Annotated in this window: 15 protein-coding genes; 6 read left to right on the top strand and 9 right to left on the bottom strand. The window is 48.4% G+C overall.

Going from position 1 to position 12,020, the window contains the following annotated elements; all coding sequences use genetic code 11:
* Window positions 1-59 precede the first annotated feature (59 nt).
* On the top strand, window positions 60-476 hold the full coding sequence (locus GC178_07690) for a Rieske 2Fe-2S domain-containing protein (GenBank protein MBI1287450.1): 417 nt from the start codon (window positions 60-62) through the stop codon (window positions 474-476).
* Between the two features lie 9 nt (window positions 477-485).
* Here the strand turns inward: GC178_07690 and GC178_07685 are convergent, their stop codons facing one another.
* The 7 genes from GC178_07685 to GC178_07655 form a co-directional block, all read right to left on the bottom strand.
* Window positions 486-917: a PIN domain-containing protein gene (locus tag GC178_07685; GenBank protein ID MBI1287449.1), complete on the bottom strand. Its 432-nt coding sequence runs from the start codon at window positions 915-917 to the stop codon at window positions 486-488.
* Window position 918: 1 nt separating this feature from the next.
* On the bottom strand, window positions 919-1,173 hold the full coding sequence (locus GC178_07680) for a hypothetical protein (GenBank protein MBI1287448.1): 255 nt from the start codon (window positions 1,171-1,173) through the stop codon (window positions 919-921).
* Between the two features lie 45 nt (window positions 1,174-1,218).
* On the bottom strand, window positions 1,219-1,554 hold the full coding sequence (locus GC178_07675; protein MBI1287447.1) for a cysteine methyltransferase: 336 nt from the start codon (window positions 1,552-1,554) through the stop codon (window positions 1,219-1,221).
* Between the two features lie 76 nt (window positions 1,555-1,630).
* Entirely contained in the window at window positions 1,631-2,317 is a 687-nt protein-coding gene (trmB, locus tag GC178_07670) for a tRNA (guanosine(46)-N7)-methyltransferase TrmB (protein MBI1287446.1), read from the bottom strand.
* Between the two features lie 7 nt (window positions 2,318-2,324).
* Entirely contained in the window at window positions 2,325-3,893 is a 1,569-nt protein-coding gene (locus GC178_07665) for an Rne/Rng family ribonuclease (GenBank protein ID MBI1287445.1), read from the bottom strand.
* A gap of 231 nt (window positions 3,894-4,124) precedes the next feature.
* Window positions 4,125-4,949, bottom strand: coding sequence for a tetratricopeptide repeat protein (locus GC178_07660; GenBank protein ID MBI1287444.1), 825 nt, complete (start codon window positions 4,947-4,949; stop codon window positions 4,125-4,127).
* 1 nt (window position 4,950) lies between these two features.
* On the bottom strand, window positions 4,951-5,238 hold the full coding sequence (locus GC178_07655; protein ID MBI1287443.1) for an integration host factor subunit beta: 288 nt from the start codon (window positions 5,236-5,238) through the stop codon (window positions 4,951-4,953).
* A gap of 111 nt (window positions 5,239-5,349) precedes the next feature.
* On the opposite strand from GC178_07655, the gene mutY reads away from it, so the two are divergent.
* The 4 genes from mutY to gldD are packed head-to-tail and all read left to right on the top strand — an operon-like array spanning window position 5,350 to window position 8,849.
* Complete coding sequence (gene mutY, locus GC178_07650) at window positions 5,350-6,402, top strand: A/G-specific adenine glycosylase (GenBank protein ID MBI1287442.1); 1,053 nt, start codon at window positions 5,350-5,352, stop codon at window positions 6,400-6,402.
* Window positions 6,403-6,437: 35 nt separating this feature from the next.
* Window positions 6,438-6,872 carry a single-stranded DNA-binding protein gene (gene ssb, locus GC178_07645; GenBank protein ID MBI1287441.1) on the top strand — a complete coding sequence of 145 codons (435 nt, stop codon included), beginning with the start codon at window positions 6,438-6,440 and terminating at the stop codon, window positions 6,870-6,872.
* A 35-nt stretch (window positions 6,873-6,907) separates the two neighbouring features.
* The gene (gene gldE, locus GC178_07640; GenBank protein MBI1287440.1) at window positions 6,908-8,284 is read left to right on the top strand and encodes a gliding motility-associated protein GldE; all 1,377 of its coding nucleotides are present in this window, start codon (window positions 6,908-6,910) and stop codon (window positions 8,282-8,284) included.
* On the top strand, window positions 8,268-8,849 hold the full coding sequence (gene gldD / locus GC178_07635; protein MBI1287439.1) for a gliding motility lipoprotein GldD: 582 nt from the start codon (window positions 8,268-8,270) through the stop codon (window positions 8,847-8,849). The genes gldE and gldD overlap by 17 nt, the downstream gene beginning before the upstream one ends.
* Here gldD and GC178_07630 read toward each other — a convergent pair.
* Entirely contained in the window at window positions 8,824-9,978 is a 1,155-nt protein-coding gene (locus tag GC178_07630) for a heme A synthase (GenBank protein MBI1287438.1), read from the bottom strand. The two genes, gldD and GC178_07630, sit on opposite strands and share 26 nt — an antisense overlap.
* A 50-nt stretch (window positions 9,979-10,028) precedes the next feature.
* On the opposite strand from GC178_07630, the gene GC178_07625 reads away from it, so the two are divergent.
* Window positions 10,029-11,480, top strand: a complete 1,452-nt coding sequence (locus GC178_07625) for a T9SS type A sorting domain-containing protein (protein MBI1287437.1) — start codon at window positions 10,029-10,031, stop codon at window positions 11,478-11,480.
* A 118-nt stretch (window positions 11,481-11,598) separates the two neighbouring features.
* Here GC178_07625 and GC178_07620 read toward each other — a convergent pair whose 3' ends face one another.
* Window positions 11,599-11,889, bottom strand: a complete 291-nt coding sequence (locus tag GC178_07620; protein ID MBI1287436.1) for a GIY-YIG nuclease family protein — start codon at window positions 11,887-11,889, stop codon at window positions 11,599-11,601.
* Window positions 11,890-12,020: the final 131 nt, after the last annotated feature.

Raw genomic sequence — 12,020 nt, 5'->3', positions numbered from 1 at the left:
TTGGCTTAAAGCAAAATATAATTGAACCAAATGCGGTTAGTAATGGATAAAATAGCATCATGAAACGAAGAAACTTCATCAAGAACGGTTGCAGCCTCTGCGCCATGGGCATGGTCTCGGCAGGGGTGCTGCTCGAAAGCTGCAACAGGAATTCCCAAACGCCAGAAGGTCCGACAGTGAATTTCACCCTTGATCTGAACAGCGCCTCCAACTCTGCTTTGAACAACGCTGGTGGTTCAGTGTCATCGCATGGCGTGGTTATCGTCAACACAGGTTCAGACTTTGCGGCCGTTGCGCAAGCCTGCACCCATCAAGGTTGTAGTGTTTCCTATTCCTCAAGTCAGCACAACTTACACTGCCCTTGCCATGGCGGGGTTTTCGACCTCAACGGGAAAGTGAAGTCTGGTCCTCCTCCTGCTCCATTGAAAACCTACACGGTTACTCAAAACGGAACGGTGCTGACCATCGCTGGATGACCTTGCAACCTACTTGGTCGGCTCTTTGACCACGTGGTCGAGCAGAAATTGCTCCGCATCAAGAACGTCCAGTTCAGAAAAATGAAAGTCATTGCGATCATACGAAACAATGCAATTGCAGCCAGCGTTGATCGCAGAATAATACTGTAATCCATCTTCCACATCATCAATCTTCGGATTTGATGCGGCCTGCTTGGTCAACTTTTCATCGATAACGGTTATTTGGAGCTTTTCAAGCAGGAGATTTATCTTCTTCTTGGCAAGCTTTCGCCCTCCTTTTTTCTCGGCAAAGTAGGCTGCTATGGCGATGCAGATCGGAGAAGTGAAGATCTCAAACCTTGGATTATCGCAGAGGCTGAGTATTCGCGCACAGGCCGTAAATCTTGGATATTCGTTGCAAAGAACGGTTACCAGAATATTCGCATCCAAAAAGACCCGCATGTCATTTTCTGGAGCGATATTCCTCCTTCAGTTTTTTGCTGCTGCGGGGCTTACGCACGTATTCTACCTTGCCCTCACTTACCATGTTTACCCAATCCGAAACTGGGAGTTCATCAATGGAAGATGAGTTGGATGAAGTGGCCTTGCTTAGCAAGAACTCGGTGAGGCGCGAAAGGCTGATGTTGTTGGCCGCAGCAAAATCCTTTGCCTGCGCAATAACCTGCTCATCAAAACTCAATGTGACCTTGGCATCCATGGCTTTCTTTTATACGACAAAGATAATATTTTATTACGTATACTATCAAAGACCAAGTTCAACCATCGGATCCCAGAACAGTTTCTCGAAGTCGACCACTTGGTTGTTCTCCACTTTCACCCCTTCGTTTTCGAGCAGTTCCTGCATGAGGTTCGGACCATCGAAATGCGTTTTCCCAGAAAGCATTCCCATGCGGTTTACCACGCGTTGCGCAGGAACAGGTTCTGGTGAAGACGCACAAGCATTCATTGCCCAACCGACCATTCTGGCAGCGCCAGGACTTCCCAAATACTTGGCAATGGCACCGTAGGATGTAACGCGACCTTTCGGAACGAGGCGTGCAACCTCCCAAACGTCTTGAAAGAAACCTTCATTCTTCATTCGAGTTACGAATATCCGAATCTGCTTTTAACCCTTTAGATTCCTCGGCTCGTTCCTAGCTCGGAATGACAAAAAATCAGAAAGTGAACGCGATGTAATTGATCTTGCGTCCTTCCTCCAGCCAACGACCTTCGTAGTAGGTTCGGATGCGGAGTTCGCGCTCGCGGCCGCACAGGAATTCGTTCTCACCCTTCTCCAGATCAGCATACACATCGGTCGATTCGCAAAGCGTTTTCAGACCGAGTTCGGCAATAACTTCCTGCGTGTATTCGAACAGCGGATAGTTGTCGGTTTTCAACTGAACGATGCCACCTTCCTTCAGAATCTTGCGATAACGCTCAACAAAAATGGGAGATGTCAATCGCTTACGGATACGGTTCTGCTGCGGCTGTGGATCAGGAAAAATGATCCATATCTCAGCAACTTCATTTTCTCCGAACAGATTCTCAATGTGATCGATGCGCGTGCGTAGAAACGCCACGTTTTTCAGTCCGTTTTCCAGCGCATACTTGGCACCGATCCACATTCGGTTTCCCTTAATGTCCAGACCGATGAAATTCCTATCAGGATACATGGTTGCCTGACCAGTGGTGTATTCACCCTTTCCGCAGGCCAACTCCAAGGTTATTGGATTGTCGTTCTGGAACTGATCCTGCGCCCATTTGCCTTTCAGCGGAAACTCCGTGTTGTTGTAAGCATTCGGAGCCTCCACACAGTTATAGAACTTGGCCACATCGGCAAAGCGCGCCAGTTTCTTGGTCAGGTTCGGTTCAGTTAAGTCGAATTTCCTCGCCACGACTGTTGTAAATGTGATACTCCATGAAGGTGAAATTGGTAGAAGATTCAACGGCAATGCTACCATTGTTCTTCTTGGCCCAATCCTTAATGATCGACTTCGACCAAGGCCACCAACTCTCCGTTTTGGTGAGGTATGAAGCGATGTACGGATGCAATTTCAATGTGATCTGCTTCTCGTTCTGCTCGTTCATCACGAAGTTGACGCTGTTCTCAATCTCTGTATCGAAAAGAATGGACGCTTCGATCTCGCCTGTTCCATCACAGCTCGGGCATTTCTCCTTGGTCTTTACCGACATTTCAGGCCGTACGCGCTGCCGCGTGATCTGCACCAACCCGAATTTGGAAGGAGGAAGAATATTGTGCTTCGCACGATCGTCCTTCATCTCTTCTTTCAGAAGATTGTAAAGCTCTTTTCGGTTGGCCGATTTGTGCATATCAATAAAATCGACCACAATGATGCCGCCCATATCTCGAAGGCGCAACTGACGCGCTACTTCGCGTGCAGCCTCCATGTTGCACTCCAATGCGTTGGTTTCCTGATCCTGTCCTGCGTTGGTCCGCGGACCAGAGTTCACATCGATGACATGCAACGCCTCGGTATGTTCCACAACGAGATACGAACCGTTCTTAAAGGTCACGTGTTTGCCGAACGCTGCTTTGATCTGCTTGTTCAGCCCAAGCGTTTCGAACAACGGTTTGTGCCCCTTGTGCATCTTCAGCTTCTTCAGCCTTTCTGGAGAGTTTGAAAGATACTTGCTCACTTCATCATGCACCTGCGTACTATCGACATGAATACTGTCGAAGTTGGCACTGAGCATATCGCGGATCATGGAAGATGTGCGGCTCAATTCGCCCATTACACGGTTGGTCGGATTGGCGGTCTTCACATTCGCGATCATCAACTTCCATCTTTCAACAAGATCGTTGAGGTCCGCTTCCAGATCGGCCACCTTCTTATTCTCGGCAGCCGTACGCACAATGAGTCCGAAGCCCGCGGGTTTCAGGTCTTTCAGAATTCCCTTCAGTCGCTTACTCTCGTCCCGACTTTTGATCTTCTGCGAGATGGAAACTTTCTCTCCAAATGGAACAAGCACCATGAACTTCCCCGCAAGGGAAAGCTCGGTGGTTAATCGGGGGCCTTTGGTTGATATCGGCTCCTTGGCAACTTGCACAAGGATTTCCTTCCCTTGCTTAAGAACGTCATCCACCTTGCCCGTCTTCTCAATTTCCGCTTCGGGGCGAAAACGTTCCAACATCGGGGATTTCAATTTTCCAGCACGGGTCAGGTCGATGAATTTCATCAACGACCTCACCTTGGGACCGAGATCGAGGTAGTGCAGAAACCCGTCCTTCTCGTAACCCACATCCACAAATGCCGCGTTCAATCCGGGCATTACTTTGTGGATACGGCCGAGATATAGGTCTCCCACCTGAAAAGCGCTATTTCCGCTTTCCTCGTGAAGCTCTACCAGTTTCTTGTCCTTTAAAAGGGCAATATCAACCTTGTCAGGCTGTGATGAGATTACCAGGTCGTAATTCACGGATAGCAGTTTATGGTCCGCCTACCGCATAGCGTACAACAGAACAAGGGCCGCGTGGCCCTATTGTTCAGAAATGGTGTTGGCACTGCCGCGAGAGGCGGCCTGTGAACCTTATCTCAAAGGTTGATTATTTCTTCTTCTTATGACGATTCTTTCTAAGACGCTTTTTGCGCTTATGGGTCGACATCTTATGTCTTTTTCTCTTCTTACCGCAAGGCATGACAATGTGATTTAAATGTTCTTACTAAGTTCTAATATGTAATCATCCACTTCCTTGGCCTTGTTCGGGTCGTCCAGAAGGGATTTGAAATTCTTAAGGTCTTCGATGGCCTCCTTGTACTTTTTCTGGCGCTCGTGCATGTCGGCCATATACAAGTAGGCATCTGCGTATTTCGGGTCGATCTTAAGCACCTGGGCAAAACGCTCCTCGGCCTTGTCGAACTGCCCCGACTTGATGGCGAAGTAACCCAAGTTGACCAATGCTTTCACGTTATTCGGATCCTGCTGCTCCACTTTTTTCAGAATGCCGATTCCTTCCATTGGTGGTGTACCAAGGAAAGATGAACTCTCGATCATACAGACACCAAGATCCACTTGAATATCGAGGTTTTCGGGAGCAAGCTCTGATGCTTTCTCCAAACTCGTTTTGGATTGAGCAAACCAGCTTGCTTTACGCGGTTGGTCGCCAATATACTTGGCATTCAATAGGAACCGTTGTCCGCTCTCCGCCCAAGCTTCGGCCGTGTTCAATTTCTCAGCACGCTTCAACGAATAGTAGGCAGAACCGACAGGTTTACGGATCATATCGTAAAACGCCACGATGCTGTCCAAAGCAAATTCACTCTCTGAAGATTCCCACTTGTTCAGATCAGCGAGTGAAGTGCTGTCAAGTTCATTCTTGATCTCCGTCACATCATCCAAAATATTGTATTCCACGGCAGGACGCGCTGCTTCCATCGCTGGAGCTTCCTCTGCAACGGGCGCAATGGGCGTGAAATACAGAATGGCTCCGATGGCAACGGCCAAAAGGACCAATATGATCTGAGGGACTTTCAAATTACTTTTTCACGTTCTTCTTCACCTTGCCGATGAAGGTTTTGGCTGGCTTGAAAGCTGGCACGTAATGCTCAGGAATAACGATGGTCGTGTTCTTCGAAATGATCCTTCCAGTTTTCTGAGCACGTTTTTTAACGATGAAACTTCCAAAACCTCTCAGATAAACGTTGTCTCCTTTAGAAAGAGAACTCTTTACTGAGGTCATGAAAGCTTCAACCGTGTGTTGAACTTGAAGTTTTTCGATTCCTGTCTTTTCTGAAATCTCGTTTACGATGTCAGCTTTTGTCATTAGTGGTTGATTTTGAGCCGATTAGTGCTTTTTATAAGGGCGTGCAAAGGTATACGAATATTTTTAACGGGAAGCATCCGTGTTTTTAATTTTGGCAACTTGGATTCCGAACTGAAAATCAGCCACTTCCCGAACACCCAACTGTTAGACTGGTATCATCGAGTAAAACGCGATCTGCCTTGGCGCGAAACTTCAGACCCTTATCGCATTTGGCTTTCAGAGATCATTCTGCAACAGACGCGGGTTGACCAAGGCTTGCCGTACTACGAGCGTTTTGTAACGAACTTCCCTTCGGTGAAGAATCTGGCCGAAGCGCCCGAAGATGACGTAATGAAACTTTGGGAAGGATTGGGTTATTACTCTCGGGCTAGGAATCTGCATTTCACGGCCAAGTACATCCATTGTGAATTGGAAGATGAATTCCCGAATACACACGAAGGATTACTGCAACTGAAAGGCGTTGGGCCGTACACGGCTGCGGCCATCGGCTCCATTGCGTTCAATCTTCCCGTTGCGGCTGTTGATGGAAACGTTTACCGCGTGATGGCGCGCTATTTCGGCATCTCAGAATCAATTGACGAAACATCCACCCAAAAAGAGATCGACCGCGTGGCAAATGCGGTCATTCCTACTGGAAAATCTGGTGACCACAACCAAGCGGTAATGGAATTGGGTGCGACCGTTTGCACTCCTGTCAATCCGCTTTGCGAAGAATGCCCACTTAAGTTTGGATGCATGGCATTTGAGAAAAACCTTCAGACAGAGTTGCCTGTCCGTTCCAAGAAAACCAAGGTGCGCGACCGCTTCTTCTATTATATGGTGAGATGGAACGGTGATGCGTTTGAAATTACCAAGCGCGGTGCTGGCGACATCTGGCAAGGCCTTTATGAGTTCCCGCTTTTAGAAGCTGACAAACGGTTGAAAGACGAGGCTATCATCCAGCAACTGAACTTGAAAAAAGACGAAACAATCGTTTCCATTTCAGAAGAATTCAAGCACATCCTTTCGCATCAACGCATCTTTGCTAAGTTTATACTGGTGAAAACGGAGCATCTGAACAGTGATTATTTGCACATTAAGAACGAGGACCTTCGTACTTTTGCCTTTCCGAGATTGATCAATCGGTATTTAGACAAAAACCTTGTTATTGATCGGGAAGTTTAGAATCTTTGTTCAAATACGAACAAAACCTACGAATCATGGCAGGAGTAAATAAAGTAATTCTGATCGGCAATTTGGGTGCAGACCCGGAAGTACGCACGCTGGAAAGCGGCACAAAAGTGGCCAGCATCCGATTGGCCACAACCGAACGATACAAGGATAAAAACGGTAACCAGCAGGAATCGACCGAATGGCACAATGTGGTGCTGTGGCGTGGTCTTGCAGACATTACTGAGCGGTATTTGAAAAAAGGTAATTCGGTTTACATCGAAGGACGCATTAAAACCCGCAAGTGGACCGACAAGGATGGCAACGACCGATACAGCACCGACATCGTAGCCGACCAGATGACCATGTTGGGCGGATCTGGAGGCTCATCTTCGGGTGGCAATTCTTCTGCCCCGGCACAGAACCAAGTGAACGAGCCACAGGCCAGTTCGTTGGATGATATTGACGATGATCTGCCTTTCTGATATGATCATTGCAGGTTTAACGAATCCTTCTTGAATTGGAAGACCCCCCGGAACCGGTTTACGACCTTCTGAATGCCGTTTTGCTGGCAACTCTGCCAGTTGACCTCATCTTAGGATTAACGGTGCTGATTGCGCTGCTCGCCTGTTCTGCCATGATATCTGGTGCCGAAGTGGCATTCTTCTCGCTTTCGCGTACCGAGTTGGACGAAATGGAGGAATCTCCTCTTCGTATGCGGAAGCAGGCCATTGCGTTGCTTCAGCGTCCGAAGCGGTTGCTGGCCACCATTCTTATTACCAACAACTTTGTGAATGTGGGAATCGTTATCCTTTCCACGTTTCTTACGGCCAAACACATCGGGCAGGAAAATCTGAATTACCTACTTGGCGGGCTCATTCCGATCGGTCGCGTCATTGAGGTTTTCGGCATTACGCTGATCGTGCTGCTTTTCGGAGAGATCATTCCAAAGGTTTACGCCAATCAGTATGCGATCATGTTCTCCTCCATCATGTCTTTTCCCCTGTATTATCTATCGGGTCTGTTCTCATTTTTGAGCATCCCGCTGATAAAAATGACGACCGTTATCGATGGTTGGGCCGAAGGCAGTGGACGCCAACTCTCTGTAGACGAATTGAGTCACGCGCTCGACCTGACCAAGGCTGAATCCGTACGGGAAAAGGAAGACCGAAAGATCCTTGAAGGCATCGTCAAATTCGGTAACACCGATGTGAAGCAGATCATGAAACCACGCCCCGACATTGAGGCCGTGGAGGCCGGTTCGGACTATCCCGAACTGCTTTCCTCCATTTTGGAATCAGGTTTTTCGCGCGTCCCTGTGTATGAGGAAAGTCTGGACAAGATCGTGGGCATCATCCACATCAAAGACCTGTTGCCACACATGGATCAACCCAACGATTTTGATTGGCAGAAGCTGATGCGGCCGCCCTTCTTTGTTCCAGAGAGCAAGATGATCGATGACCTTTTGGAGGAATTCCGCGCCAAGAAAGTGCATTTGGCCATTGTGGTGGATGAGTACGGAGGTTGTGAAGGGCTTGTGACGCTGGAAGACATTATCGAAGAAATTGTGGGAGATATTTCGGATGAGTTTGATGATGACGAGGTGGTCTATTCCAAGTTGGATGACGACAATTACGTGTTTGAAGGCAAGACAAATCTCAAACAGTTCTACCGCATTCTGAAAATTGATGGCGAGGATTTCGAGAAGAATAAAGGCGAGGCCGATACGTTAGCTGGTTTCATTCTGGAACAGGCCGGAAAGATCCCCGCCAAGAACCAAAAGGTCAGCTTTGAGAATTTTGAATTCACGATCGAGAGTGTGGACAAGAGACGCATCAAACGCGTCAAGGTCACGCGTTTGCAGTTGGAAAAAGAAACCGATGCCGATGAGGATTAGTGTTTTCCTGATTCCTTTCGCGTTCATCCTTGTTCTGAGTTCGTGCGAACCCGATTACACGCCCAAGCCACGCGGCTATATGCGCATCGACCTGCCCGAAAAAGCCTACAAACCGGTCGAGACCGATTGCCCATACTCGTTCGAAACCGCGGTCTATTCCGAATATCTTCCAGACCCCAGCGTGTCGTCTGATTCGTGCTGGTTCGACATTTACTATCCGCAGTTCAAAGCGAAGCTTTACTTCAGCTACAAACCCGTGCACAACAATTTGGCTGGGTATCTCGAAGATTCGCGCGAGTTGACCAACAAGCACATCAGCATGGCCTCTGACATCAACGAAACGTTGATCGTGCGGGATGACGCAAAGGTTTACGGATTGCTTTACACGGTAGAAGGAGCTCAGGCGGCCTCACCGCTTCAGTTCCATCTCACCGACAGCACAGACCATTTTCTGCGCGGTGCACTCTACTTCAACGTGACCCCGAACAATGATTCGCTGGCACCCGTTATCGACTTTTTGAAGCAGGATGTGCTGCACCTTATCGAGACGCTGCGCTGGAAGTAGCCACCGTCTGAATACGCGTTTTGCGGCCCAACGCCACAAACAGATAAACCTGCACCCCGAATATCATACAGGACAATAGCAAGTGTAATGGTTGCGCCCACGCTGGCACATCCAAGTAGGCCATAATGATGCCCGAAATGGTGGTGATACTGACAAAAACAGCCAGGTAGATGCTGGCGCGGAACACCGCGAAATAATGGTTCAGGTACTTGTATATCTGGTAGCAGAGCCACGCATTGCCGAACACCAACAGCAGCGAGAATGAGCGATGCACCTTGAAAACCCAGTTCAGCGCAGCTACCCACAGTTCGCGGTGCTGAAGGTTGAAACTCTTGGAAATGACGTCCATCTGTTGGCGCACCTGCGTGCCCAAAAACACCTGCACCAACGTAATGACGATGAGCACGCCCAAGGCATACCGCATGGTATTATCGATATTGAAACTGGTGGATGTGCGGATTCCTGGAGCGGTTTTCACGTAGAGATACATCAGCCCCGCGATGAGCGCAAAGGCCAAAACCATGTGTGCCGTCAGCACGCCTGGCAGCAGATTAGTACTGACCACCACCGAGCCCATCCAGCCCTGAAAACCCGTGATAACGATAACGCCCAGCACCAGCAATGGAATCTTTCTCCGCTTCTTCCAGTAGATGAGCGAAGCGAAAAAAGAGGCCAGCAGCGCAATTCCCAAAGACGCGCCAGCCAGTCGGTTCACGTATTCCGTCCAGGTCTTCTCCCACACGAACTGCGTTTCCTCATACACGCTCGGGTCTTCGCTTATCTGCGTGGCCAGTTCATCAAAACCGAGTGGGCGCAGCATCTTGGCCAATTTCTGGTTCTTGGCCTTGCGCACCTCAATATAATGTTGCTCGTAGCCTTCGGGAAGTTGGCTGATGTCGGTGGGCGGAATAACGCTGCCGAAGCACTTGGGCCAGTCGGGACAGCCCATGCCCGACCCCGTCATGCGCACCACGCTACCAGCCAAAATGACCAAGTAGGTAAGAAAGATGGAAATCTTCAGCAGGCTTCTGAAGCGGTTCTGTTTTCTGCGCGTTTCGCTGATTCCCATGGGCGCAAAGCTACTGAATCGGAGATCGGAAAATGAAAACCACGCAACAGAAACGGCCATCAGCTCCCAGAAAGTTGACAACACATAACACCGTTGGTTAACTTAGGGCGATGTTTCAACGGCTGCTGTTCCTTCTTCCGTTTCTACTGACCGCGCTGGGTGGTTGGGCGCAACCGATCTATTTTGACAAGCTGTTTGACTACGATCACCAAACAGAAATACTACTGAACGCGGTTTCAAACGAAGGAAATCTGGTGTTTGTGGCAAGATCAAGAGATGTATATGCTGATACGGCAGTATTATACTTCGTTCGAATGGATCAAGAAGGAAATGAACTCCTCACAAATGTTTTTAACCCAAGGGCAAGAAGCATGAGGGCTGGAACCTTGATCACGCATCCCGATAGTGGGTACGTATTTTTCAATTCCATTGAAGACACAAGTGGAGTAGGCCAGAATTTACAGCTGATCAGATTCAATGATATAGGCGAAGCCATATGGACTGTGGAATACCCGCGAGATGGAGATGATTTCGGAATTGCTGGGATTCAATGTGCTGATGGTGGTTATGCCATGTATGCTCAAGCTGCAGATACGAGTGGCAATTCGGCAAATAACATGTTCATAAGGACCGACTCTTCTGGTACAGAACAATGGCGGAAGTTTTATGGTGGTGGAAACTGGGAAGCAGCCTATGACCTGCTTGAACTGCCCAACGGTGATTTCTTCCTTCTCGGCTGGACCCGAAGTTATGGTCACGGACAGCGGGATTTCTATCTGGTCAAAACCGACCCGCAAGGTGATGAGATATGGCATAAAACGTATGGAACCTCGAATATGGAAACTGGCACCGACATTATTCGACTTTCTGATGGAAATTACCTCTTAGCTGGTGCACAGATCATTGATGGTGTCGATAAAGGAAAGCTGATCAAAGTAAATGGCAGTGGTACTATAATTTGGCAGGAAGAGTATCTCTACCCAGGAAGTGATGCAACTGAAATCAACCAAATCCTTGAACTGGAAGAAGGCTCATTTGTTGGAACAGGCGTAACTGATAACTCAGGTGAAGGAAATGCAGGCTGGCTTTTGAAAACAGACAGCGAAGGCAATCTACTATGGCAGCGGAAATACAATCATAACCAATACACCGACCTTTTCTATGGTGTTCTTGCCACGGATGATGGTGGTTTTCTGTTGAGCGGTCAGGCCATCAATTTGGATAATAACTCGCAGGATGCCTGGCTATTGAAGGTGGATAGCATCGGCTGCCCGTACCCCAACTGCACGGTAGGCATTGAGGAAGAGGAAAAGATCGTGATGGTAGATGTGTGGCCCAACCCTGTGAATGATGTGCTGAATATTGAAAAGGCAGATTTCTCGGCTTCGCTCGAAATGACGGTTTTTGATGTGAATGGAAGGCTTATGACCTCCTCCAGCCCCTCCTTTTCAGAATCGGAGCGGCTGCGCATTGATGTTTCCAGTTGGCCGAGCGGCCTGTATATTCTCCAAGGCTGTGATGAAAAGGGCCGCAGCTTTTCGGTGAAGGTGATTAAGGAGTAACTCTTCTACCACTTCTCGATACAATTTTTCTCCTTCGTCAAAAAATCACTCGAAGTGACTGGCGCGGTTGGTCAGTTCGAGTGCGAAGCGTATCGAGAACCGTGTGTAGGCAAAAAAGCTAACGGAACTTTTTCTTGGAAAGCTTTGGCAATTCATTGAATTCACCGTTTATCAACGCTTCCTTCTTGGCTTTCGACCACTTCTTCAATCGCTTCTCAAACTCAATCGCATTCATGGGGTCGAGAAACATCTGCACATACACCAACTCAACTGGTCGTCTCCGAAATGTGTATGCATTTGGATTTTGTCCGTTCTGATGTTCGTTTAATCTGCGATCCACATCGTTTGTAACGCCCGTGTAATACGTTCCATCGCTGCATCGCAGCAGATATACGAACATGGTCTTCATGGTTGGAAGATAGATTACTTGCGGGACTTCTCGATACGATCTTTCCTTCGTCAAGATCACTCGAAGTGACAAACGCAAGCGTCAGTTCGAGTGCGCGAGGAACGAGCGTGTATCGAGAACTGTGGCGTGGA

This window comes from Flavobacteriales bacterium, from assembly GCA_016124845.1.
Taxonomy (GTDB): domain Bacteria; phylum Bacteroidota; class Bacteroidia; order UBA10329; family UBA10329; genus UBA10329.
This window is presented reverse-complemented; position numbering and strand designations above follow the sequence as displayed.

Excerpts from the sequence above, each read along its gene's own strand:
- GC178_07690 (MBI1287450.1), top strand. The coding sequence starts at position 60 with ATGAAACGAAGAAACTTCATCAAGAACGGTTGCAGCCTCTGCGCCATG.
- GC178_07685 (MBI1287449.1), bottom strand. The coding sequence starts at position 917 with ATGCGGGTCTTTTTGGATGCGAATATTCTGGTAACCGTTCTTTGCAAC.
- GC178_07680 (MBI1287448.1), bottom strand. The coding sequence starts at position 1,173 with ATGGATGCCAAGGTCACATTGAGTTTTGATGAGCAGGTTATTGCGCAG.
- GC178_07675 (MBI1287447.1), bottom strand. The coding sequence starts at position 1,554 with ATGAAGAATGAAGGTTTCTTTCAAGACGTTTGGGAGGTTGCACGCCTC.
- GC178_07655 (MBI1287443.1), bottom strand. The coding sequence starts at position 5,238 with ATGACAAAAGCTGACATCGTAAACGAGATTTCAGAAAAGACAGGAATC.
- ssb (MBI1287441.1), top strand. The coding sequence starts at position 6,438 with ATGGCAGGAGTAAATAAAGTAATTCTGATCGGCAATTTGGGTGCAGAC.
- gldD (MBI1287439.1), top strand. The coding sequence starts at position 8,268 with ATGCCGATGAGGATTAGTGTTTTCCTGATTCCTTTCGCGTTCATCCTT.
- GC178_07630 (MBI1287438.1), bottom strand. The coding sequence starts at position 9,978 with ATGGCCGTTTCTGTTGCGTGGTTTTCATTTTCCGATCTCCGATTCAGT.
- GC178_07625 (MBI1287437.1), top strand. The coding sequence starts at position 10,029 with ATGTTTCAACGGCTGCTGTTCCTTCTTCCGTTTCTACTGACCGCGCTG.
- GC178_07620 (MBI1287436.1), bottom strand. The coding sequence starts at position 11,889 with ATGAAGACCATGTTCGTATATCTGCTGCGATGCAGCGATGGAACGTAT.